Annotated in this window: 22 protein-coding genes; 12 read left to right on the top strand and 10 right to left on the bottom strand. The window is 62.1% G+C overall.

What is annotated here, in order from left to right; translation table 11 throughout:
* Nucleotides 1-3 precede the first annotated feature (3 nt).
* From HX818_RS27845 to arnC, 7 genes are read right to left on the bottom strand one after another with little or no spacing between them, the layout of a single operon-like run.
* Nucleotides 4-1,383, bottom strand: a complete 1,380-nt coding sequence (locus HX818_RS27845) for a UDP-glucose/GDP-mannose dehydrogenase family protein (protein WP_102369058.1) — start codon at nucleotides 1,381-1,383, stop codon at nucleotides 4-6.
* Complete coding sequence (arnF, locus tag HX818_RS27840) at nucleotides 1,380-1,793, bottom strand: 4-amino-4-deoxy-L-arabinose-phosphoundecaprenol flippase subunit ArnF (RefSeq protein WP_177021107.1); 414 nt, start codon at nucleotides 1,791-1,793, stop codon at nucleotides 1,380-1,382. The genes HX818_RS27845 and arnF overlap by 4 nt, the downstream gene beginning before the upstream one ends.
* The gene (gene arnE, locus HX818_RS27835) at nucleotides 1,790-2,137 is read right to left on the bottom strand and encodes a 4-amino-4-deoxy-L-arabinose-phosphoundecaprenol flippase subunit ArnE (protein ID WP_003217625.1); all 348 of its coding nucleotides are present in this window, start codon (nucleotides 2,135-2,137) and stop codon (nucleotides 1,790-1,792) included. Before arnE ends, arnF begins: the two co-directional genes overlap by 4 nt.
* Complete coding sequence (gene arnT / locus HX818_RS27830) at nucleotides 2,134-3,789, bottom strand: lipid IV(A) 4-amino-4-deoxy-L-arabinosyltransferase (RefSeq protein ID WP_177021106.1); 1,656 nt, start codon at nucleotides 3,787-3,789, stop codon at nucleotides 2,134-2,136. Before arnT ends, arnE begins: the two co-directional genes overlap by 4 nt.
* Nucleotides 3,786-4,670 carry a 4-deoxy-4-formamido-L-arabinose-phosphoundecaprenol deformylase gene (gene arnD, locus HX818_RS27825; protein ID WP_177021105.1) on the bottom strand — a complete coding sequence of 295 codons (885 nt, stop codon included), beginning with the start codon at nucleotides 4,668-4,670 and terminating at the stop codon, nucleotides 3,786-3,788. The genes arnT and arnD overlap by 4 nt, the downstream gene beginning before the upstream one ends.
* Nucleotides 4,670-6,661 (bottom strand): bifunctional UDP-4-amino-4-deoxy-L-arabinose formyltransferase/UDP-glucuronic acid oxidase ArnA, encoded by a 1,992-nt coding sequence (arnA, locus tag HX818_RS27820; RefSeq protein ID WP_177021104.1) that lies wholly within the window; start codon nucleotides 6,659-6,661, stop codon nucleotides 4,670-4,672. The genes arnD and arnA overlap by 1 nt, the downstream gene beginning before the upstream one ends.
* Nucleotides 6,658-7,692 (bottom strand): undecaprenyl-phosphate 4-deoxy-4-formamido-L-arabinose transferase, encoded by a 1,035-nt coding sequence (gene arnC / locus HX818_RS27815; RefSeq protein WP_003217633.1) that lies wholly within the window; start codon nucleotides 7,690-7,692, stop codon nucleotides 6,658-6,660. Before arnC ends, arnA begins: the two co-directional genes overlap by 4 nt.
* A gap of 469 nt (nucleotides 7,693-8,161) precedes the next feature.
* Between arnC and HX818_RS27810 the strand changes: the two genes are divergently transcribed.
* The 3 genes from HX818_RS27810 to HX818_RS27800 all read left to right on the top strand — a co-directional run bounded on the left by HX818_RS27810 (nucleotide 8,162) and on the right by HX818_RS27800 (nucleotide 10,308).
* Nucleotides 8,162-8,950 carry a M949_RS01915 family surface polysaccharide biosynthesis protein gene (locus HX818_RS27810; RefSeq protein ID WP_087692999.1) on the top strand — a complete coding sequence of 263 codons (789 nt, stop codon included), beginning with the start codon at nucleotides 8,162-8,164 and terminating at the stop codon, nucleotides 8,948-8,950.
* A 103-nt stretch (nucleotides 8,951-9,053) separates the two neighbouring features.
* Nucleotides 9,054-9,968 carry a tyrosine recombinase XerC gene (gene xerC / locus HX818_RS27805; protein WP_087692998.1) on the top strand — a complete coding sequence of 305 codons (915 nt, stop codon included), beginning with the start codon at nucleotides 9,054-9,056 and terminating at the stop codon, nucleotides 9,966-9,968.
* Between the two features lie 115 nt (nucleotides 9,969-10,083).
* A complete protein-coding gene (locus tag HX818_RS27800; protein WP_003217639.1) occupies nucleotides 10,084-10,308 on the top strand; it encodes a DUF2188 domain-containing protein in 225 nt (74 codons plus the stop codon).
* 119 nt (nucleotides 10,309-10,427) lie between these two features.
* Here HX818_RS27800 and HX818_RS27795 read toward each other — a convergent pair whose 3' ends face one another.
* Together HX818_RS27795 and HX818_RS27790 are read right to left on the bottom strand one after the other, a co-directional pair.
* Nucleotides 10,428-11,285, bottom strand: coding sequence for an SDR family oxidoreductase (locus HX818_RS27795; RefSeq protein ID WP_003217640.1), 858 nt, complete (start codon nucleotides 11,283-11,285; stop codon nucleotides 10,428-10,430).
* A 99-nt stretch (nucleotides 11,286-11,384) separates the two neighbouring features.
* Nucleotides 11,385-11,657 (bottom strand): DUF2790 domain-containing protein, encoded by a 273-nt coding sequence (locus HX818_RS27790; RefSeq protein ID WP_008433423.1) that lies wholly within the window; start codon nucleotides 11,655-11,657, stop codon nucleotides 11,385-11,387.
* 229 nt (nucleotides 11,658-11,886) lie between these two features.
* On the opposite strand from HX818_RS27790, the gene HX818_RS27785 reads away from it, so the two are divergent.
* The 9 genes from HX818_RS27785 (at nucleotide 11,887) to HX818_RS27745 (ending at nucleotide 22,161) form a co-directional block, all read left to right on the top strand.
* The gene (locus HX818_RS27785) at nucleotides 11,887-14,808 is read left to right on the top strand and encodes a TonB-dependent receptor (protein WP_177021103.1); all 2,922 of its coding nucleotides are present in this window, start codon (nucleotides 11,887-11,889) and stop codon (nucleotides 14,806-14,808) included.
* A 170-nt stretch (nucleotides 14,809-14,978) separates the two neighbouring features.
* Complete coding sequence (locus HX818_RS27780) at nucleotides 14,979-15,740, top strand: GntR family transcriptional regulator (RefSeq protein WP_008433419.1); 762 nt, start codon at nucleotides 14,979-14,981, stop codon at nucleotides 15,738-15,740.
* On the top strand, nucleotides 15,737-17,467 hold the full coding sequence (locus HX818_RS27775) for a fumarate reductase/succinate dehydrogenase flavoprotein subunit (protein WP_177021102.1): 1,731 nt from the start codon (nucleotides 15,737-15,739) through the stop codon (nucleotides 17,465-17,467). The genes HX818_RS27780 and HX818_RS27775 overlap by 4 nt, the downstream gene beginning before the upstream one ends.
* Nucleotides 17,468-17,506: 39 nt before the next feature.
* Entirely contained in the window at nucleotides 17,507-17,752 is a 246-nt protein-coding gene (locus HX818_RS27770; RefSeq protein WP_003217650.1) for a ferredoxin family protein, read from the top strand.
* A gap of 122 nt (nucleotides 17,753-17,874) precedes the next feature.
* Complete coding sequence (locus tag HX818_RS27765) at nucleotides 17,875-19,281, top strand: ABC transporter substrate-binding protein (protein WP_087692993.1); 1,407 nt, start codon at nucleotides 17,875-17,877, stop codon at nucleotides 19,279-19,281.
* Between the two features lie 12 nt (nucleotides 19,282-19,293).
* Complete coding sequence (locus tag HX818_RS27760; protein WP_134326624.1) at nucleotides 19,294-20,076, top strand: ABC transporter permease; 783 nt, start codon at nucleotides 19,294-19,296, stop codon at nucleotides 20,074-20,076.
* Complete coding sequence (locus HX818_RS27755) at nucleotides 20,076-20,915, top strand: ABC transporter ATP-binding protein (RefSeq protein ID WP_177021101.1); 840 nt, start codon at nucleotides 20,076-20,078, stop codon at nucleotides 20,913-20,915. The genes HX818_RS27760 and HX818_RS27755 overlap by 1 nt, the downstream gene beginning before the upstream one ends.
* On the top strand, nucleotides 20,912-21,865 hold the full coding sequence (locus HX818_RS27750; protein WP_177021100.1) for a HEAT repeat domain-containing protein: 954 nt from the start codon (nucleotides 20,912-20,914) through the stop codon (nucleotides 21,863-21,865). Before HX818_RS27755 ends, HX818_RS27750 begins: the two co-directional genes overlap by 4 nt.
* A complete protein-coding gene (locus tag HX818_RS27745; RefSeq protein ID WP_102604342.1) occupies nucleotides 21,862-22,161 on the top strand; it encodes a DUF971 domain-containing protein in 300 nt (99 codons plus the stop codon). Before HX818_RS27750 ends, HX818_RS27745 begins: the two co-directional genes overlap by 4 nt.
* A gap of 39 nt (nucleotides 22,162-22,200) precedes the next feature.
* Here HX818_RS27745 and HX818_RS27740 read toward each other — a convergent pair whose 3' ends face one another.
* Nucleotides 22,201-23,592, bottom strand: a complete 1,392-nt coding sequence (locus tag HX818_RS27740; protein WP_003217660.1) for a GntP family permease — start codon at nucleotides 23,590-23,592, stop codon at nucleotides 22,201-22,203.
* Nucleotides 23,593-23,648: the final 56 nt, after the last annotated feature.

Here is a 23,648-nt window from a genome sequence, read left to right as displayed (position 1 = left end):
GTCTCAGGCTTCCTCGGCCTGAGGCGCCCAGTTTTGCTGGGGGATCGGCAAGTTGCAGGAATCGCCGCGGCCCATCGGGAAGTACTGGATGCCTTTGCGTGCCAGGCGTTCGCCGTCGTACAGGTTGCGGCCGTCGAAGATCACCGGGGTTTTCAGGCGTTGCTGGATCAGGTCGAAGTCCGGTGCCTTGAACTGTTGCCATTCGGTGCAGATGATCAAGGCGTCAGAGCCACTCAGGGTGGATTCCGGGGTGCCCATCAGCATCAGGCGCGGGTCATCACCGTAGATGCGCTGGGTTTCCTGCATGGCTTCCGGGTCAAACGCACGTACATTGGCGCCGGCGGCCCACAAGGCTTCCATCAGCACCCGGCTTGGCGCATCGCGCATGTCGTCGGTGTTGGGCTTGAACGCCAGGCCCCACAAGGCGAAGGTCTTGCCGCGCAGGTCGCCCTTGAAGAATGCATTGGCGCGTTCGAACAGCTTGCTCTTCTGGCGCTGGTTGATGGCTTCCACGGCCTCCAGCAGGTCGCTGGAGCAGTTGGCGGCCTTGGCGCTGTGGATCAGGGCGCGCATGTCCTTGGGGAAACACGAGCCGCCATAACCGCAGCCTGGGTAGATGAAGTGGTAGCCGATACGCGAGTCGGCACCAATGCCCAGGCGCACGGCTTCGATGTCGGCGCCCAGGTGTTCGGCCAGTTCGGCGATCTGGTTGATAAAGCTGATCTTGGTGGCCAGCATGCAGTTGGCGGCGTACTTGGTCAGTTCGGCGCTGCGCAGGTCCATGAAGATGATGCGGTCGTGGTTGCGGTTGAACGGTGCATACAACTCACGCATCACCTCGCGCACTTCTTCACGTTCGCAGCCGATGACGATCCGGTCCGGGCGGCGGCAGTCGGCAACGGCCGAGCCTTCCTTGAGGAATTCCGGGTTGGAGACGATATCGAACTCCAGGTGGCGGCCGGCAATGCGCAGGGCTTTTTCCATGTGCGCACGCAAGGTGTCGCCGGTGCCTACGGGTACGGTGGATTTTTCCACGAGGATCACCGGGTCGATACGGTGGCGAGCCACTGCATCGCCCACGGACAGCACGTATTTCAGGTCGGCCGAACCGTCTTCATCGGAGGGGGTGCCCACGGCGATGAACAGCACTTCGCCATGTTCGACGGCGAGTTTTTCATCATAGGTAAACGTCAGGCGTCCGCCTTCGAGGTTTTCCTTGACCATGGCCGCCAGCCCCGGCTCGAAGATGCTCACGTGGCCCTGTTGCAGCAGCTTGACCTTGTTCTCGTCAACGTCCATGCAGATGACATCGTGACCGACTTCGGCCAATACGGTGGCCTGCACCAGACCGACGTAACCACTACCAAATACACTGATTTTCATGGGGCATTCCTGGGACTTGTGGTGCTAGCACGACGAGAGTTGATAGTCAGGACTCCGAGGATGACCAAGGCCACTCCCGCAGTTTTTGAAAGCGAAAAATGTTCGTTGAACACCGGCAGGCTGGCGGCCAGCAGGTAGACCAATGCGTAGCTGATGCTGAGCAGCGAGTAGGCACGGCCCAGCGGCAGGTCTTTGAGCGCGCCAAGCCAGCAGAGCATCGACAGGGCATAGGCGATGATCGCCAGGATCACCACGCCCAGTGCGCCGAGGTCGATGGCACCCGTGTTGAGTGCTGTCAGCCATTCGGTGGGCAATGGCAGGCGCGTCATGCTCCAGCGCATGCCCAACTGGGCACCGCTGACCAGTGCCACGCTGCCCAGGGCCAGGGCAAAACCGCGAGCGCGACTCATACCTGACGCCCCAGCAGCACCACACCGGCAATCACCAGCAGCACGCCGAACCAGTGGCGACCATCGATGTGTTCATGGAACACAAAGCGCGCCACCAGGGTGACCAATACAAAGTTGAGGCTCAGCATCGGGTAGGCGATGCCGACTTCCAAACGTTGCAGCACCAGCAGCCACACCAGCAAACCCAGGCCCAGGCACACCAGCGCCGACCACAGCCACGGCGAGCGCAGCTTCAGGGCCCAACCGTCGGGCTGGTCACGCCAGCCTTCCACGGCAAACTTCTGGGACACCTGGCCCATGCAGGTCAGCAGGCAGGCACCTAACAACAGCAACAGAGTGGTCATGGCGCGCTCTGCGGGAAGATCAGAATCACGATATTGCCCTGCTCGTAACGCTTGCCGTCTTTGGGCAGCAGGTCCACTTCCTGGCGTTCGTCGTCACCCTTGACCCGCATCACCACGCCCACCGAGCCTTGCTTGCGCGCCTCGCTCATCCATTGCTGGACGCTGGCGGCATCGATCTTGCGGTAAGCGGTGTCCGGGAAGGCGATGCCGTATTTCACTTCGCCAACGGTGTTGTAGAGCATCACTTCAGGACGCTGCAGGCGCCATGACAAGGCCGATGCGGCGCCGAGGTCGTTGCTCAGCAACGCAGTGGTCGGCTGCAGCTCCTGGAGGTGGTCGATGATGAACTGGTCGGGGGTCTTGTTATAAACCACCGAGTGCGGCAACGCGGCCGGCACCAGCGCCACCAGCAACCAGCTGCCGATCACCGGTGCGGCCCACATGTGCAACGGGCGGGCGGCTTGCAGCAGGTTGGCGATGATCCAGCCGAACAGGAAGACGAACACCAGCACCAGGCTGAGTGTTTCCTGGCCGTGCTCGTACACCGGTTTTTTCAGCTGGAACCAGGTCAGGGTCAGCAACGCCAATACGCCAATGACCAGATTCACCCAGCCGTTGATGCGCAGTACGCGGCCACGGGCCTGGGCCAGCTTGTCGGCGAGGGTATGCCCCATCAGCAGCGCCAGTGGCAACAGGCAGGGCATGATGTACGACGGCAGCTTGCCCTTGGCCAGGCTGAAGAACGCCAGCGGCATCAGCAGCCACAGCAGCAGGAAGGCGACCTTGCTGTTGCGTTTTTCCAGCCATGCCTGCTTCACGGTGGACGGCAGCAACGCCATCCACGGCAGGGTGAACGCAACCATCAGCGGCAGGTAATACCAGAAGGGCTCGGAGTGCTGGGCGTCGTCGCCGGCAAAGCGCTGGATGTGCTCGTGCCAGAAGAAGAAATTCCAGTAGTCCGGTTCCTGGGCATGCACCATCAGCGCCCAGGGCAGGCTCACGACAATCGCCACCACCACGGCCACCAGGCCATAGGTGAGCAGTTCACGAATGCGTTTTTGCCAGAGCACGTAGGGCAGGGCGATCAGCACCGGCAGCAACCAGGCAAGGAAACCCTTGGTCATGAACCCCATGCCGCAGGCGAACCCGAGCAAGGCCCACGACCACAGCCGGCCGCGGGTGGTGGTGCTGTCGAAGCAGAACCACAGCGCCGCCCCGGTCAGGTTGACCCAGAAGGTGAACTGCGGGTCGAGGTTCGCATAGCCCGCCAGGAACGCGACGCTCACAAAACTCATGTACAGCACGGCGCTGACCAGGCTCTTGCGCGGGTCGTTCCACAAACGCCGGGCCACGAAATACACCAGCAGGATGCTCAAGCCGGTGCTCAGGGCCGAGGCAAAACGCACGCCGAACAGGTTCTGCCCGAAAATCGCCTGGCCCAGCGCGATCATCCAGTAACCGGCCGCCGGTTTCTCGAAGTAGCGAATCCCCATGAAGTGTGGCGAGGCCCATTTGCCGGTCAGCAGCATTTCCTGGCTGATCTGTGCATAGCGGGTTTCGTCGGGGATCCACAGGCCGTGGGTGGCCAACGGGATCAGGTAGAACACCCCGAAGGCCAGCAGGAGCAGGGGCAGGGCCCAGCGCCGGATCATGCCTTTTGCACTCCGAGCCAGCCTTCACGGCCGCTCAACGCACCACGCACCAGCTGTTGCTGGGGCAGGGTGGTGAGGTCGGCGGGCAACAGGTCGCCCAACGGTTCGAACGCGATGCCGCGCTGCCCTGCCTGGGCGAGCAACTGGCGAAAATCATTGGCCATCAGAATCCCTTCTACTTCTGCGTGGATCGTATAGACGTTGAGCTTCGACGGCTTGAAGCGGTCGAGGATGTAGCTATTGAAATCCTTGGCGGCCACCACCGGTCCCACGACTTCGTCGAAGGTCGGCATGTCCACCGGAATTTGTGGTGTGCCGGCACTGCCATCCGCCAGGGTCGGCCGGAACAGGCTGGTACCACGGCAATCGCTGTTGTAACGGAAATTGAACTGTTGCTTGGCTTGCACCACGCGCTCATCGGCACGCCAGCCCGCGGCGGCTGAGCAGTCGATGGGTTCACCGAGGATGTCGCTCAAGGTGTCGACGCCACGGCGAATCTGCTCGATCAGCTGTGCATCGCTCCAGCGCCCGGTGTTGGCTTGCCAGCCGTGATGATCCCAGGCGTGCAGCCCGACTTCATGCCCGGCGGCCTTGGCCTGGCGCATCAGGTGCCCCAGGTCGCGGCCAATGGGTTTGCCCGGCCAGGCGGTGCCGGCCAGCAAAATGTCCCAGCCGTACAAACCGGCCGCGTTGGAGCGCAGCATCTTCCACAGGAACTGCGGGCGGATCAGGCGCCACAAGTGGCGCCCCATGTTGTCCGGCCCGACGCTGAAGAAGAAGGTCGCCTTGACCCCGGCTTCATCAAGCGACTCCAACAACCTTGGCACCCCTTCACGGGTGCCTCGGTAAGTGTCGACGTCGATGCGTAGACCCGCTTGCATCAACGCTTGTCCGCGATTTCGAGCATGGCTTCACGCAGGAAGAAATCCAGGGTGTTGCCGATGGTTTCGCTCATCTCCACGGTAGGCTCCCAGTTCAGCAGGCGCTTGGCGTTGTCGATGCTTGGCTTGCGGTGCGCCACGTCCTGGTAACCGGTGCCGTAGAACGCCTTGCTTTCCACGTCGCGGAAACCGGCGAACGGAGGGAAGTTGCTGCGCAGCGGGTGAGCTTCGAACTGACGCAGCAGTTCTTCGCCCAACTGACGGATGCTGGCTTCGTTTTCCGGGTTGCCGATGTTGATGATCTGGCCGTTGCAGTTATCGTTGTCGTTATCGATGATGCGCGCCAGGGCCTCGATACCGTCGGCGATGTCAGTGAAGCAACGCTTCTGCTCGCCACCGTCGAACAGACGGATCGGCGTGCCTTCCACCAGGTTCAGGATCAGCTGGGTGATGGCGCGGGAGCTGCCGATACGGGCCGAGTCCAGGCGGTCGAGGCGCGGGCCCATCCAGTTGAATGGACGGAACAGGGTGAACTTCAGGCCCTTGTCGCCGTAGGCCCAGATCACGCGGTCCAGCAGTTGCTTGGAGACCGAGTAGATCCAGCGCTGCTTGTTGACCGGGCCCACCACCAGGTTGGAGGTGTCTTCGTCGAAGTACTGGTCCTGGCACATGCCATACACTTCGGAGGTCGACGGGAAGATCACGCGCTTGTTGTACTTCACGCAGTAGCGAACCAGTTTCAGGTTCTCTTCGAAGTCCAGTTCAAATACGCGCAGCGGGTTGCGGGTGTATTCGATCGGGGTGGCGATGGCCACCAGCGGCAGGACCACGTCGCACTTCTTGATGTGGTACTCGATCCACTCGGAGTGGATGCTGATGTCGCCTTCCACGTAGTGGAAGTTCGGGTGGCTGCGCAGGCGCTCGATGGCGTCGGAGCCGATGTCCAGGCCGTAGATTTCGTAACGGTCGTCACGCAGCAGGCGCTCGGACAGGTGGTTACCGATGAAACCGTTCACACCCAGGATCAGCACGCGGGTACGACGGGGCTTGCGGCCGGACTCGGCGCCGCGCAGTACGGAACCGTCCACCAGGCCCAGTTCATCCGCCAGGGACGGGCCGGCCAGGTACAGGCCGTTCTCGTTGCGCTGGCCGGACTTGACCACCAGGGAGTCTTCACCGCAGGCGATGCGCAGCGGGTTGACGCTGATCACGCGGCCTGGCGCCAGGCCTTCGTTGCCCTTGACGACTTCGGCGTTCCAGACGATCAGCTTGTGCTCGCCCACGGCGCAGAAGGCACCCGGGTATGGTTGGGTAACGGCGCGAACCAGGTTGAACAGCTCTTCAGCCGGTTTTTTCCAATCCAGTTTGCCGTCTGCGGCGGTGCGACGACCGAAGTAGGTGGCCTTGCTTTCGTCCTGGGCGGTTTCGGTCAGCTTGCCTTGAGCCAGTTGCGGCAGGGCATCGCGCAGCAGGTTGGTGGCGGCGTCACGCAGTTTGGCGTGCAGGGTCAGGCCGGTGTCGGTGCGCTCGATCACGACTTTCTGCTGGGCCAGGATCGCGCCGGCATCGGCACGCTTGACCATGCGGTGCAGGGTCACGCCGGTTTCGGTTTCGCCGTTGACCAGCACCCAGTTGGCCGGTGCGCGGCCACGGTATTTAGGCAGCAGGGAGCCGTGCAGGTTGAACGCGCCTTTTTTGGCGGTGGCCAGCAGAGCTTCGCTCAGCAGGTTGCGGTAGTAGAACGAGAAGATGTAGTCCGGGTTCAGCTTGGCGATGCGCTCGATCCACAGCGGGTGGTTGGCGTCTTCCGGGGCGTGCACCGGGATGCCATTGCGGGCGCATAGCTGGGCGACGGAACCGTAGAAATTGTTTTCCTTGGGATCATCGGCATGGGTGAACACGGCAGCAATTTCGTAACCCGCATTGAGCAGGGCTTCAATGCCAGCACAGCCAATATCGTGGTAAGCGAAGACAACAGCGTTTGAATTCATGACGAAACCTGATCGGAAGGAGAAGTAGATGTGTGGGAGGACGTCAGGCCGTCGACCGTAAAGGTCTCGGCCGGTGCTGCCGGTTGGTTGCGCAGCACTTTTTCGATAAAGAACCGTGGGCGGGCCCGCACATCGCTGTACATGCGGCCCAGGTATTCACCCAGAAGGCCCATGCCGATGAACTGGCCACCGGTGAACACGAATAATACGGCGAACAGCACGAACATGCCGTCGCCGGCCCAACCGGAACCGAAAGCGATACGCAGCACGATCAGTGCAAAGGCGAAGAGCATACCCAGGGCCGCCAGGCTGAAACCGACGATGCTCAACAGGCGCAATGGCGTGGTGGTCATGCAGGTCAGCAGGTCGAACATCAGGCTGATCAGGCGCATCGGGCTGTATTTGGACTCGCCGTGTTCACGCTCGGCGTGATGCACCAGGATTTCCGTGGTGTGGCGCGCAAAGCTGTTGGCCAGGATCGGGATAAAGGTGCTGCGCTCGCGGCAGGCCAGCATGGCGTCGACGATGGTGCGGCGATAAGCACGCAGCATGCAGCCGTAGTCGCTCATGGCCACGCCGGTGGAGCGTTGCACGGCGAGGTTGATCAGGCGCGACGGCCAGCGGCGGAAGGCCGAGTCCTGGCGGTTGTTGCGCACGGTGGCAACCACGTCATAGCCCAGGGCGGCCTGTTCGACCAAACGCGGGATTTCTTCCGGCGGGTTTTGCAGGTCGGCGTCCAGGGTGATCACCACGTCGCCCCGGCAATGCTCGAAGCCGGCCATGATTGCGGCGTGCTGGCCGTAGTTGCGGTTGAGGATCACCGCCACCACATTGCTGCCTTCGAGCGCGGCGGCGTCTTCCAGCAATTGCGCGGAGTTGTCGCGGCTGCCGTCGTCCACCAGGATGATTTCGTATTCGTAAGCCAGTTGTTTGCAGGCGGCCATGGTGCGGCGCAGCAGTTCAGGCAGGCTTTCTTGTTCGTTGTAGACCGGGATAACGATCGACACGCAATGAATTGGATAGGGTTTCAAAGATTCATTACCTCGGGGGTTAGAGCAACTTGGAGCGTAAAGACAGCAGTTATCGTCAGCCTCGGATGCCGGGCATCCGATCAAAAATAGCGTTGATTTGTGGCATTCATTCGACAGTCCTGACAGGTCACAGTGGGTCTTCCATGGCTTTCGTGAGTAAAGACCAAAATGCTCAAAGGTAAAGCGGAATCAACGAGTTAACCTGCAAAGTACGGTTCGTTCTCAAGTCGTTCCGCCAAGATTAAGCGCAAAAATGTTCAACGAATATGAAACGCAGATGAAAAAGTCGTTTTTTTGGCAGGTAGACAGCTAGGGTTCAGGTAAACAGCAGAAGTACGGACAACGCCGTGCCGATGAGGGGAGAAGGGCCGGTAGGCTTTTTCTGCGCGCGGGCTGGTTCCTGAAGAATCTTCTCTGCAATGCCGCGCAAGTGCCGGTAAAGTAAGCCATCTCTTGCCAGGGCAGTCGGATGAATAGCGTGCAGCGTTTACGGCCAATGTTGATGGTGTTGTTGATGACGGTGGCCTGGGCCACGAGTGTGCGGGCCGATGACGGCGTGGCACTGACGTCCATCGACCAGGTGCCCGATGGCGTAGAAGTGCGGGGTAAACAGGTCGGCGCCTTCGTCTGGAGCGACAAACAGGGCAAGAACCTGTTGGTACTCGCAGAGCAAGTCAGCGAACGCGACGACGACGGTGCGCAGTCGGCCTTTGTCTACGCCGCCCAGTACCTGCTCGACGGTGACCGGCCCAAGCGCCTGTGGATGCTCTACGACGACGTGCAGCATTGCGAGTTCGATGCCGGCGCGCACTTCAACAGCGACGCCACCCAGGTCACCGACCTGCTGGGCGATGGCATCAGCCAGGTCACCGTGGGGTATAGCCGCACCTGCACCAGTGACGTCAGCCCCAATGATTTCAAGCTGATCATGCACATCGGCAAGTCGCAGAAGTACCGCCTGCGCGGCATCGACCGCTATGGCGCCAGCTGGTGGGATGAAGACGCCGGCGCCCTGCAGGGCATGCCGTTGCCCAAGGATTGCAGCATCGCCGCCCAACAGGCGCTGGTCAGCCAGTACAAGGAGCAGGGTACCGAGCTGCCGCTTCCTGGCTGTTACGGCGACGAAGAAGATTTTGCCAAGGCGCCCAAACCGTACCTGGAGTTCATGCGCCAGCACTGGTTTGCCTTGATGCAGAAGCAGGACACCGACTGGAGCCAGCAGCAGACGCCAGCCCCGGCGGAAGACGATCAGGAATAGCCCCGTGGATTGACCTGCGCTAGACTCGGCGCTCGCCAATTCACTAAATATGTCGATTAAACAGATGGTTAGTCGACATATTTAATCCAAAGGCTGATCTACCTTGACTGAGTCTACCCGCAACCCGCTGACCCTCTATCTCACCCGCCTGGCGCCCTCCAGCCAGCTGACCATGCGCTACGTGCTGCAGGACGCCGCCGACCGCCTGGGTTTTGAAGACATCAACCTCGAAGACATCGACTGGCACCTGCTGCAGCCCGAACACGTCATGGCCCTGGTGGCGGTGCTGCGGGAAGACGGGTATGCGCCGAACACCTCATCGCTGTACGTCAACGCCGTGCGCGGGGTGATGAACGAAGCCTGGCGCATGAGCCTGATCAGCCAGGACCACCTGCTGAAGATGCGCTCGGTCAAGGCCATGGCCGGCACCCGCCTGAGCCAGGGGCGCAACCTGCGGCGTACGCTGATTCGTGAGTTGATGGAAGTCTGCGCCGCCGATCCGCGCCCGCAGGGCCTGCGGGATGCGGCGGTGATCGGGATCCTGTATGGCTCGGGCATGCGCAAGTCGGAATCGGTGAACATCGAGCTGGGCCAGGTCAACTTTGACGAGCGCAGCCTGCAGGTTACCGGCAAGGGCAACAAGCAATTGATCAAGTACGCACCGGCCTGGGCCTTTGCCAAGCTGGAGGCGTGGCTGGCGTTTCGCCGCAGCCAGTTGAAACCGGGTGAGCAGGACGATGGTTTCCTGTTCAACCGGATTCGACGGGGCAGCCATATCACCCGCGAGCGCATCACCAAACACGCGATTTACTACATCGCCCGCCAGCGTGGGGAACAGGTCGGCGTGAAAATCATGCCCCATGATTTCCGCCGTTCGTTTATCACGCGGGTCATTGAAGAGTACGACCTGTCGATCGCCCAGAAGCTGGCGCACCACACCAATATCCAGACCACCGCCACCTACGATGTGCGCGACGACAATGAGCGGCGCAGGGCCGTGGATCGGTTTGACCTGTAGGGCCGCCCGTAACCTGGCCCGCCAACTGCCTTGAACTCTGCCCGGCAGCCGCGCTCGCAATAGTAGGGCGCGGGTTTTGCCGCGTGCCGTGTTTATTCAGTCGAAGGAGCAGACCATGGATACCTACAACATCAACAAGACCGGCACCGGTTGGGCGTTGACCAAGCAGGGCTCGGCACGGCCGTCGAAAACGGCAGAGACCAAGGAGGCGATCGTTGAGTTGGCGAAAGAGTTTCTCAGCGACAAGACGGCGTCGCTGAGGATTCACAGCATGGATGGGCGGATTCAGGAGGAAAGAACCTATCCGCGCAAGGCTGACCCGACACGATCTCCGGGCTGACCGAGTCCCAAATGTGGGAGCGGGCTTGCTCGCGAAGACGTTGGATCAGTCACAGATGCATTGCCTGACACTCCGCCTTCGCGAGCAAGCCCGCTCCCACACTGGATTTGCATTCCACCCTAGAGAATCGGCTTGCCGCCCGTCACCGCATACCGCGAGCCCGAGATGTAACTCGCCTCATCCGACGCCAGCAACACATAGATCGGCGCCACTTCCACCGGCTGGCCGGGGCGGCCCAGCGGTGTCTCGCTGCCGAAGCTGTTCACGTCTTCGTCCGGCATCGTCGAGACAATCAACGGCGTCCAGATCGGCCCCGGCGCCACGCTGTTCACGCGGATGCCCTTGCTGCCCAGCAGTTGCGCCAGGCCACCGGTAAAGTTCGCAATCGCGCCCTTGGTGGCGGCGTATGCCAGCAACGTTGGCTTGGGCATATCGGAATTCACCGAGCTGGTATTGATGATCGACCCGCCGGCCTTCATATGCGGCAGCGCCGCCTTGCAGATGCGAAACATCGCGGTGATGTTGATATCGAAGGTCTTGACCCATTCCTCGTCGGGTATCTCTTCGAGGGTCTCGTGGGTCATCTGGAATGCGGCGTTATTGACCAGCACGTCGATCCGCCCGAACTGCTCGACGGTCTGGTCGACAATCGCCTGGCAGTTGGCTTTTTGCGCGAGGTCGCCGGGCAGCAACAGGCATTGGCGGCCGGCTTCTTCCACCCAGCGTGCGGTTTCCTTCGCGTCCTCGTGTTCGTCCAGGTAGGCGATGGCCACATCGGCACCTTCGCGGGCAAAGGCAATCGCCACGGCGCGGCCGATACCGCTGTCGGCGCCGGTGATCAGGGCGATCTTGTTGGCCAAGCGGCCGGAGCCGGTGTAGCTCTTCTCGCCGCAGTCGGGATAGGGGTCCATCTTCTTCTGCGAACCGGGAACGGATTGGGCCTGGCTGGCGAAAGGTGGGCGTGGGTAGTCAGTCATCTCAATCTCCATAGATCACAACGGGTTCTATGGATTAGTGATTTTCAGCTGCCGGATAGTTGTAATCGATGCCGGCCGAGCCCGACGAATGGTTTGCGCTCAACCGTGCTGGCAGGCATCGCCCAGGCGCATGTAGTCCAGTTCATGACGCACCCCGTGGCTGTCGATGTAGACCATGTGACCCTTGACCGGCCCGCACTCGGTGGAGGATTCGGTACTGACGCGCACCACCTTGGCGATGTCCAGGTCCTGGGAATAGTCGTACGCCTCGCTGGCGGGGGCGTTGGCACTCACAGTGGGTGCCGGGGTTTCGCCCTGGGCGAAGGCAAGTGTGCTGAACAGGCCCAGCACGGCGATAAGCAGATAACGCATGAGAACCTCCGACACCACGAAGGTGGTGGCTTGACTGTGGGGTTCATTCTACAAAGCGCCTGGCGCGGGGATGAACGCTTGCGGGCCAATAGAAGACATCAGCCAAATCGATGCAGCAAGCCTCTTATAACCGGTTATAAACTCATAGCATCTTCGCCTAAACGCAACCCTATAAATATCCGTCTGCCGTTGCTCATCCCTGTAGACACATACAACAGGGAGTTCCTCGATGTTTTTATTCAAACAACAACTACCAAGGCTGACGCTGGCGGCGGCGCTGGCGATGGGAGTGTGCACGACATCGGTGATGGCCCAGGAAGCGGCCGGCCAGGTGTTCACCTTCGATATCGCTGGCGGCCCGCTTGATACGGTGCTGCTGGATATCTCCCGGCAGACCGGGGTGATGATTTCGTTCAATCAACAGTGGGTGCAGGGCAAGCGCAGTGCCGCCATCCGCGGCGATTTGGGCAGCCTGCAAGCGGTGGACAAGGCGTTGCAGGGCAGCGGCCTGCAAGTGAGCGACAGCGAACAGGGGCTGACGGTGCATCCAGCACCCGTGACGTCCACCAGCGTCGCACCGGCCGAGGGCAAAAGTACTGATTACCGCCTGGAAAAAGTCACGGTGACCGGCTCGGCGATTCGCCGGGTGGACGCGGAAACGGCAGTGCCGGTGACCATCCTGCGGGTCGAGCAATTGCGCGAGCAGGGTGTGAGCACCACCGAGGAGTTGATCAACCGCATTTCGGCCAACCAGTCTGCCGTTGGCTCCGGGCGTTCGGTGGGTTCCAGCAGCGGCGGTGCGGCGTATGCCGACTTGCGCGGGATTGGCGCGAACAAAACCCTGGTGCTGCTCAATGGCCGGCGCCTGAGCAACAACGCCGTCAACACCACCAACGGTTCCGGGGTGGACTTGAACACCATCCCGTTCGCCGCCATCGACCGCGTGGAAGTCCTGCGCGATGGCGCCTCGGCGCTGTACGGTACCGACGCGATTGGCGGGGTGATCAATTTCATTACCAAGACCAGCCTCACCGGTGGGCAACTTTCCACCAACTACGATTCGCCCACACGCTCCGGCGGCGGCGACAGCCATAACTTCAGTGGCAGCTACGGTTTCGGCGACCTTGAAGAGGACCGCTTCAACGTGTTCGGCGTGGTCAGCTACGACAGGCAGACGCGCCTGGCGGCCAAGGACCGTGACTTCACCTACAACTACCAGCCAGGTCGCGGCCTGGATTTCACCTCCGGCACCGCCGCGCCGGCCAACTGGAGCCAGGGCAGCAACGCGACCAACCCGCTGGCCGGCTCCGGTTGCAATTCCCCCGGGCTGCTGTCACGCAATGGCATCTGCCGCCAAAGCCTGTGGAGTTACCTGGACCTGGTGCCGGAAACCGAAAAAACCTCGGCCTTTGCCAAAGCCACCGGCAAGCTGGCCGATGACCATACCGTCAGCCTCGAATACTTCTGGGCGCGCAACGAAAACCGCACGCAGATTGGCCCAGGCACCCTGATGGGGGCCCAGGTCAATCCGGGTACGCCTTTCTATCCGGGCAACGTCATCACCCCGGGCCCCACGGGTTTCGCCCTGGACCCGACACAGCCGGTAGACGTGAACTGGCGTGAAACCGATGCCGGCGCGCGCAAGCACGAAGATGACAACACCAGCCAGCGGCTGCTGCTGAGCTTTGAAGGCAATGTGGCGAACTGGGACTACAACGTCGGCGCGTCCTACAACCAGAACAAAGTGGTGCAAACCATTCTTGACGGCTATGTAAACGACCAGACCATCAGCCAGGGGATTGCCAGCGGTGTGATCAACCCGTTCGGGCCGCAGAGTGAAGCGGGCAGGGCGTTGCTCGCCTCCAGCCGCGTCGATGGCGATTACGCCACTGCCGTGGGCCGAGTGAAGAGTATCGACGGGCGCGTAAGCCGTGAAATCGGCGACTGGTTCGGTGCGGGGCCGACGGGCCTGGCGCTGGGCGGTGAATATCGCAAGGAGGATTTCCACCAGGATTTCGCCCAGTTTGCCGAGACCGTGCAGAGCCTGGGCGTAGACCCCAATGGCGCGGTGCGCGGCAATCGCAGCGTGTCGGCCGAGTACGCCGAGGTCAACGTGCCGGTGCTCGAAAGCCTGGAACTGTCTGCCGCCGTGCGTCATGACAAATACAGCGACTTTGGCAGCACCACCAACCCGAAATACTCGTTCCGCTTCCAGCCGTTCAAGGAACTGGTGGTGCGCGGTGCCTACAGTGAAGGCTTCCGTGCGCCGTCGCTGTACGAGTTGTACAACCCGACCTACACCAGCTACACCGTGGCCAACTACAACGACCCGCGCCTGTGCCCGGGCGGCACCCCGGCCAATGGCGGGATCGGCAACCGCGACTGCGCCCAGCAGTTCCGCCGGCAAAGCGGGGGCAACGGCAGCTTGAGCCCGGAAACCGCACGTAACGTGACCTTTGGTTTCGTGTTCCAACCGATCGAGCGCCTCAGTGCCGGCCTGGATTTCTGGTGGATCACCATCGCCAACCAGATTGCCGAATTTCCTGAGTCGTCGGTATTCGACGATCCGGATGCCTACGGCGACCGCTTGATTCGCAAGGCGGATGGCTCCATCGATCACATCGTTACCGGCCTTGCCAACCTGGGTAAGACCAAGACCAACGGCGTGGATGTGAGTTTCGACTACCGCTTCCCGAGCACCGCCATCGGTGACTTCGGCATCGGCCTGCAAGGCACCTACGTCAACGAATACAAATACCAGCAGGAGCTCAAGGGCGACTACATCGACAAACTCGGTGATTTCCGTGGCGGCGAGTTCTCCACCGCGGGCGCCGTTGCACGCTGGCGCCACAGCCTGACCGGCACCTGGGCCCGCGGACCGCTGGGCGTCAGCCTGACCAACCGCTACACCAGTGGCTATCACGACTCGGACCCCGACACCCACGACTCCGTAGGCTCCTACAACGTCTGGGACCTGGCGGGTACCTACAACTGGAGCAAGTCCCTGGCCGTCACGCTGGGCGCGAAAAACCTGTTTGACCGCGCGCCGCCGTTCAGCAACCAGACCTATGCGTTCCAGAGCGGGTACGACCCGAAATACGCCGACCCGTTTGGCCGCATCCTCTATACCCGAGTCAGCTATAACTTCTGATTGTTCATCCGCTTCAGACACTGCGCTATAAAACCGACGGATCCGCTGCGCCTGCCTCGCAGGTGCAGCGGGTTTTCGCCTGTCCATAACCTTATTCCAAAACGGTATTTCCAGGCTTTTCATAAGACTCCTTATGATCACGTCATAACTCGTTATGACAAGTGGTCCTGATGAACGAATCAACCGTCGCCTTATCCCCTCTGTCCAGCGTTCCGCTGCATGCCCAACTGCGGGACCTGCTGCGCAGCCGCATCCTTGATGGTGAGTACGCGCCGAACACCCAGATGCCTTCCGAGAGCGAACTGGGCACGCGCTTCAAAGTCAGCCGCATCACCGTGCGCCAGGCCCTGGGTGATCTGCAAAAGGAAGGCCTGATCTACAAGATCCACGGCAAAGGCACCTTTGTTTCCAAACCCAAGGCTTATCAGAACGTCAGCACCCTGCAGGGGTTGGGCGAGTCCATGACCGAGCGCGGCTATGAAGTGATCAACCGCCTGCGCAGCTACCGCTTCGTGCCCGCCGACAAGCTGGTGGCCGAGCGCCTGGGCGTGGAGGAGGGCAGCACTGTCGCGCAGATCAAGCGGGTACGGCTGATCAACCGCGAGCCGGTGTCGCTGGAAATCACCTACCTCAGCCAGGCCCTGGGCGAACGCCTGGAAAACGCCGACCTGGTAACCCGCGACATCTTCCTGATCCTGGAGAACGACTGTGGCTTGCAACTGGGTCACGCCGACGTGGCGATTGACGCGGTACTCGCCGACAGCGAGCTGACCCAGGCGCTGAACGTCGAGGCCGGCTCGCCGATCATGCGCATCGAACGCCTGACCCACACCGCAGACGGACAGCCCGTGGACTTCGAACACCTGTATTACCGTGGCGACGCGTTTCAATATCGCCTGCGCATCGACCGTCAGCGAGGTAGCCGCCCGTGAGCCGCCAAACCCTGGAACTGGAATACGACATCCTGGTGATCGGCGGCGGCACTGCCGGCCCCATGGCGGCGATCAAGGCCAAGGAGGCCAACCGCGATCTGCGCGTATTGCTGATCGACAAGGCCAACGTCAAGCGCAGCGGCGCCATCAGCATGGGCATGGACGGCCTCAACAACGCGATCATTCCCGGCCACTCCACGCCGGAGCAGTACACCAAGGAAATCACGATTGCCAACGACGGCATCGTCAATCAGGCGGCGGTGTACGCCTACGCGACCCACAGTTTTGAAACCATCGAGCAGTTGGACCGCTGGGGCGTGAAGTTCGAGAAGGACGAAACCGGCGATTACGCGGTGAAAAAAGTCCATCACATGGGCGCCTACGTGTTGCCGATGCCTGAAGGGCACGACATCAAGAAGGTGCTGTATCGCCAGCTCAAGCGCGCCCGGGTCAGCATCACCAACCGCCTGGTGTGCACCCGCTTGCTGACCGACAGCGAAGGCGCGGTGAATGGCGTGATGGGTTTTGACTGCCGCACTGCGGACTTCCAGGTGATCAAGGCCAAGGCGGTGATCCTCTGCTGCGGCGCGGCCGGCCGCCTGGGCTTGCCGTCCTCGGGTTACCTGATGGGCACCTATGAAAACCCGACCAATGCCGGCGACGGCTACGCCATGGCCTACCACGCCGGAGCCGAACTGGCGAACCTGGAGTGCTTCCAGATCAACCCGCTGATCAAGGATTACAACGGCCCGGCATGCGCCTATGTCACCGGCCCCTTGGGCGGCTACACCGCCAACAACAAGGGTGAACGCTTCATCGAGTGCGACTACTGGAGCGGGCAGATGATGTGGGAGTTCCACCAGGAACTGGAAAGCGGCAACGGCCCGGTGTTCCTCAAGCTCGATCACCTGGCGGAGGAAACCATCCAGAACATCGAGCAGATCCTGCACAGCAACGAGCGCCCCAGCCGTGGCCAGTTCCACGCCAACCGGGGCACCGACTACCGTAGCCAGATGGTCGAGATGCATATCTCCGAGATCGGCTTTTGCAGCGGGCATTCGGCGTCGGGCGTGTGGGTCAACGAGCGCGCGGAAACCTCGGTCAAGGGCCTGTATTCAGCGGGCGACATGGCGGCGGTGCCACATAACTACATGCTCGGCGCGTTCACCTATGGCTGGTTTGCCGGCACCAACGCGGCAAGCTTTGTGGCCGGGCGCGAATTCAGCGCGGTGGATGCCCGGCAAGTGGCCGCCGAGCAGGCTCGGGTCTATGCGCCACTGGACCGCGAAACCGGTCTGCCGCCGGCCCAGGTCGAGTACAAGCTGCGGCGCTTCGTCAACGATTATCTGCAGCCGCCCAAGGTCACCCGCAAGATGGAAATCGGCTTGCAACGCTTCGCCGATATCGAGCGCGACCTGGACCAGATGAAGGCGCACAACCCCCATGAATTGATGCGCGCCATGGAAACCAGCGTGATCCGCGACTGCGCCGAAATGGCCGCCCGCGCCTCGCTCTACCGCGCCGAAAGCCGCTGGGGCCTGTACCACTACCGGGTCGATCACCCGCAACGCAACGACGCCGACTGGTTCTGCCATTGCCACCTGAAAAAGGGCGACGACGGGCAGATGGTCAGCTTCAAGAAACCCGTCGAGCCCTATGTGATCCCGCTGGATGCCGAAGAGATGCAGGCTTACGACCGCCTGCGCGTAGGGGCTGACGCCGCCTGAATGTGCCCCCCAAGCTCGCTCACCACAGGACACCGTGAAATGGCCTATCAGCCCCAGGAAATATTCTTCCGCTCCAACGCCCCGGTAACGGTGGACGAGGACAAGTGCATCGCCGAAAAAGGCTGCACGGTCTGCGTCGACGTGTGCCCGATGGACCTGTTGGCGATCAACCCGGCAACGCAGAAGGCGTATATGGCGTTCGATGAATGCTGGTACTGCATGCCCTGTGAAAAAGATTGCCCCACCGGCGCCGTCAAGGTCGAAATTCCGTACCTGTTGCGCTGAGACCTGCCGCAAACGCCATCCGCCAACCCCGGACGCAGCCCTAGCCACACCCCCTCGTTTCCCACCGCGCCAGACCGTGGCGGAGACGATTCCTTCAACCATGATTCGAGGGGAACTACCCAATGTTATTGCGCGCAACCCTGGCCGGCCTGGTGCTGGCTTGCTTGAGCCTGTCGGCCCAGGCACAAACGATCCGGGTGGCCATCGGCACCCAGGACACCACCATCAACTGTGCCGCGGGCGGCTTGCTGATCCGCGAGCTGGGGCTGCTGGACAAATACCTGCCGCACGACGGCAAGTACAAGGACGCGACCTACGACGTGCAGTGGAAAAACTTCACCAGTGGCGCGCCGCTGACCAATGAAATGGTCGCCGGCAAACTGGACTTTGGCGCAATGGCCGACTTCCCCGGTGCCTTCAACGGCGTAGCGTTCGAGGCGGCGGGCAAGCACAGCCTGTTCATCAGCGTGTTGTCGGGCAACATCAAGGGCAGCGGCAACGGCATTGTGGTGCCGGTCGCTTCCAGCGCCCAGTCCCTGGCGGACCTCAAAGGCAAGACGATTTCCGTGCCGTTCGCCTCCACGGCCCATGGCATGTTGCTGCGCGCTGTTGCGGCCCAGGGCTGGGACCCGCTCAAGGACGTCAACATCATTGCCCAGGCGCCCGAAGTGGCAGGCTCGGCGTTGCAGGCCAACAAGATCGACGCCCATGCCGACTTTGTGCCGTTCGGCGAACTGTTCCCCAACCGTGGTTTCGCCCGCAAGATCTACGACGGCTCGCAATCCAACACCCCGACGTTCCACGGCGCGCTGGTGGACGAAAGTTATGCCAAACAGTACCCGGAAGTGGTCGTCGCCTACCTGCGCGCGAGTATCGAGGCCAATCAGTTGCTGGCCGCAGAGCCGGAGAAGTACAGCGAGCTGATCGAAAAAGTCACCGGCGTCGAAGCCGAGGTCAACTACCTGTTCCATGGCCCGCTGGGCGTGCAGACCCGCGACTTGAGCTGGAAACCCGAATACCGCCAGGCCGTGGGCACCGCGATCGACACCCTCAAGCTGCTGAAAAAGGCCGACCGTGGCCTGGACCTCAATACCTTTATCGATGACCAGTACATCCGTGCCGCGTTCAAGGCCTCGGGCCTGGACTATGCGGCGCAATTGGGCAACTACGCCCAGGCCCCGCTGAAGGCCAACGACGCTCTGAGCGGCGCGCCGATCACTGACTGGAAGCACGTCGCGCAAATCTGGGTCAAGGGTGAGCCCAAGGTGCGCGATTACGCGTCGGCCGAGGCGGCGTTCACCGCGCTGGACAGCCTGAACAAACAGGGCAAGGCGGTGCGCGCCGTGTATGCCCAGGCCGAAGACAGCGGCATCAAGCTGCTGGCGAGCCAGGCCTGGTTTGCCACCAACCAGCACGGCCAACTCAGTGCATTCCTGCTCAAGGGCCAGGCGCAGCAATTTGCCCAGGCCCAGGGCGGCAAGGTGTTCAATTTCACCGACGCCGGCGCGCAGGCCGTTGCCGGTCGCTGAGGGAGCGTGTTCATGACAAGCACCCCATGGCGCTGGCTGCCCAAGGCCGCTTCCTTGCTGTTGTGCCTGCTGTTCTGGCAGTTGGCGGCCAGCCAGCACTGGAACCTGTGGCTGGTGACATTTGCCAATGTGCCCACGCCGGGCTCCGTGCTGCAGGCTGCCCTGGGGCTGGCGGACTCGGGCAAGCTTGTGCGGCACTTGAGCGCAAGCCTGACCCGGGTGTTCGAGGGCTACCTGGCGGCCGCGCTGGTGGGGATCGGCCTGGGCATCGCGATTGGCCGCTGGAAGTGGGCGGAAGACCTGCTGTTGCCGCCGCTGGAGGTGATCCGGCCGATCCCGGCGGTGGCCTGGATTCCGCTGGCGATCCTGATGTTCCCGTCGTCGGAGCTGTCGATGATCTTCATCACCTTCACCGGCGCGCTGTTTCCGGTGCTGCTCAATACGGTGCATGGCGTGGAAGGCGTCGATCCTCGGCTGATCGCCTCGGCGCGCAGCCTGGGGGCAGGGCGCCGGGCGATCCTGCTGGAGGTGATTTTGCCGGGCGCCGCGCCGAGCATCATCACCGGCCTGGCGATTGGCATGGGCACTTCGTGGTTCTGCCTGGTGACAGCGGAAATGATCTCCGGTCAGTACGGCATCGGCTATTACACCTGGGAGTCCTACACCATCCAGAACTATGCCGACATTGTCGTTGGCATGCTGTTGATCGGCGTGCTGGGCATGGGCAGCAGCCTTTTGGTCAAGCGTCTCGGCGCACTGTTCACTCCCTGGCATCGACCACGAGGTAAAGCCTGATGAGTCATCTTGAAGGCCGTGTCGACATACGCGGCTTGTCCATTGTATTGGGCGAACAGCAGCAGGCATTCGAGGCGGTGAAAGCCCTGGATTGCAGGATCGAGCCGGGGCAGTTCGTGTGCATCCTCGGCCCGTCCGGGTGTGGCAAATCGACCTTGCTCGGCGCGCTGGCCGGGCATCTCACGCCAAGCCAGGGCACGCTGGAAATGGATGGCCGGCCGGTTGCCGGGCCGTCCCAGCAACGGGGCATGGTGTTTCAGCAACACACACTGTTCCCTTGGCGTACGGTGCGCGAAAACGTTGCCTTCGGCCTGAAGATGCGCAGCGTAGGCAAGGCCGAGCGCCTGGCCGCCGCCGATGAGATCCTTCACCTGGTGGGCCTGGAAGGTTTTGCCGAGCGCTGGCCCAACCAGCTGTCGGGTGGCATGCAGCAGCGGGTGGAAATTGCCCGGGTATTGATCAATCGTCCCGGCCTGCTGTTGATGGATGAACCGTTCGGCGCGCTGGATGCCCTGACCCGCATGAAGATGCAGGCCTTGCTGCTGGACATCTGGACGCGCATCCGCACCACCGTGGTGTTTGTCACCCATGACATCGACGAAGCGCTGTTCCTGGCCGACCGCATCCTGGTCATGAGCCCGCGCCCCGGGCGCATCATCGAGGATTTCCAGCTGACTTTTCCAAGGCCGCGCAGCACCGAACTGATGACCTCGCCGGAATTTACCCACCTCAAGCGCCATTGCCTGGAACTGCTGCACCACGAAGATGGTCGCCAGTTACCACGGCTGAACCCGCTCGGGCTACCCAACGATCACCCAAGACCGCGATTTGCCATATGACCTATGAAACCGAAAACCCCGACATCCAAGCCCTGCGCCCCCGGCTGCAAGCGCCGGATGCCGGCATGCGCCGGATCGCCCTGATTGACCTGGCTGACCTGGAAGACCCCGACGGCCTGGTGTGGCTGGTGGACAGCCTGCGCCACGACCCGGCCACCGACGTGCGCGCCCAGGCTGCCAGCCTGCTGGAGGCGTGGGAAGAAGACGCAGTGGTCGAGGCGCTGTGCCAGGCGCTGACCGACACTGAAGCGTCGGTACGTGATGCCGCCGCCCAGAGCTTGAGCGTACTCAAGTCGACGCAGGCGGGCCGGCTGTTATTGCCATGGGCCACCCACGCCGACGTCAGCGTGCGCACGGCAATCTTCCGTGCCCTGCGCGAGTTGCGCCTTGAAGCGGCGGCGCCGTCGGCAATGCTGGCGCTGAGCGATACCGATGCGGGGGTGCGCCGCGAAGCGGTCGGTGTGCTCGGCTGGCTCAAGCACCTGCCGGCATTGGAGGCCCTGGCGAGGTTGGCCAGCAGCGATCCGGACACCGAGGTCCGGCGTGCCGCCACCGGCGCCCTCGGCCTGGCCAGTGATGAGCGGGTACTGCCGGCGCTGTATGAAGCGTTGCAGGACGCCACCTGGCAAGTACGGGAAGAGGCCGCGACCACCTTGGGCAAAGTCGGTAGCACCCGCGCGGGCGACGCCTTGATCACGGCGCTGGCCGATGACTACTGGCAAGTCCGCCTGCGCGCTACCCGCAGCCTTGGGCGCCTGCGGTATGCACCGGCGTTGTCGGCGCTGCTCCTGACGTTGGGCCACAGCATCAGCAACCTGCGCAAGGAAGCCGCCCTGGCGCTGGGCGAGTTGGGCGACCGACAGGCCCTTGGCCCGCTGCGTGATGCGGCCGACGATGGCGACCCGGAAGTACGCAAGGCGGTGCGCATTGCCCTGGCACAACTGCAATGAACAGTGCACCGAACGGCATTGGCCGCGATGATGATGGGCGCTTGAGGCTGGAATGGCGCGACGGCGTGCAATGGATCGACCACGCTCGCCTGCGCCGTGAATGCCCGTGCTCGCAGTGCCGGGCCTTTCGGTTGAGAGGCACGCCGCCGCTGGTGTCGGACCGTGTCCGGGTGCTGGAGGTCCATCCCCAGGGGTATGGCGTGCAGTTGATTTTCAGCGATGGGCACCAGCGGGGGATTTACCCGTGGGCTTATTTGGCACAGATGGAGCCCCAGGCCGGGGCTCCGTCGGACTAAAACAACGCGGCGGTATAACTTCCCGTCACACGGTCCGGATCAGACAAGCCCGGTGAGGTAGTACACGCCAATCACGAAAAACGCCGCCAGTACCTTGAAGATCGTCATGCCGAAAATGTCTTTATAGGCCTGGCGGTGAGTCAGGCCGGTGACCGCCAGCAAGGTGATGACCGCGCCGTTGTGGGGCAGGGTGTCCATGCCCCCTGCAGCCATGGCGGCCACACGGTGCATGACTTCCAGCGGGATATGCGCGGCGTTGGCGGAGGCGATGAAGGTGTCCGACATCGCCGCCAGGGCAATGCTCATGCCACCCGATGACGACCCGGTAATACCCGCCAGCAAGTTAATGGTGATGGCCTGGTTGATCAGCGGATTGGGGATCACCTTGAGCGCTTCAACCACTGCAACGAAGCCAGGCAACGCCGCAATCACTGCGCCAAACCCATATTCCGAGGCGGTATTGAGCGTAGCGAGCATGGCCCCGCCGACGGCGGTGCGGCTGCCTTCGGCGAGTTTGCTGACGAGGGTGCGCCAGGCGAATGCAAAGACCGTGACGATGCCTACCAGCAAGGCCGCCTGGACCGACCAGATGGCGATCATCTTCGATACCTGGGTCTGGATCGGTGCCTTCAGTCCGGGCAGGTCAATTTCATAAATGCTGCCGTACCACTGTGGAATCCAGTGGGTGAAGGCCAGGTTCATTACGCCTACCAACAGCAACGGCAGCAACGCCACTAACGGGTGGGGCAGGGCGATGTCCTGGGGCGTTTCGGGCTCATTGCGCAGGTCGGTGCCATAACCCTCGCCCGCGCGCCGGGCTTTGCGTCGCTGGCGCTCCAGGTACAGCATGCCGCCGATCAGTACGAACAACGAACCCAGGACTCCCAGCCAGGGCGCCGCCCAGGACGTGGTACCGAAAAACGTGGTGGGAATGATGTTCTGGATCTGCGGCGAACCAGGCAACGCATCCATGGTGAAGGTGAAGGCACCCAGGGCGATCGTTGCGGGCATCAGGCGCTTGGGAATGTTGCTTTGGCGGAACATTTCCGCGGCAAACGGATACACCGCAAACACCACCACGAACAGCGAAACACCGCCGTAGGTGAGCAGCGCACAGACCAGCACAATCACCAGCATGGCCTGGCTGCTGCCGAGCACCTGGATCACGGCTTTGACAATGGAGCGGGAAAAGCCGGACAACTCAATCAACTTGCCAAACACGGCGCCGAGCAAAAACACCGGAAAGTACAGTTTGATAAAACCGACCATCTTGTCCATGAAAATATCAGTGAACGCCGGCGCAACGGCGCCGGGGTCAGTCAGTAGAACGGCAGCGAGTGCGGCGAGAGGCGCGAAGATAATGACGCTGTATCCCCGATATGCAGCGAGCATTAACGCGAACAACGCCAGCAAGGCGATGATGACACTCATGGGATGTCCTTCGAGGCTGGGCCTTTGGCGCAGAGGGCCAGTGTTGGGCTGCGCGA

Origin of the sequence: Pseudomonas sp. F9001 (genome assembly GCF_013385435.1) — a bacterium.
GTDB lineage: Bacteria > Pseudomonadota > Gammaproteobacteria > Pseudomonadales > Pseudomonadaceae > Aquipseudomonas.
The sequence above is the reverse complement of the archived record's forward strand: the minus strand, read 5'-3'. Positions and strand labels throughout refer to the sequence as shown.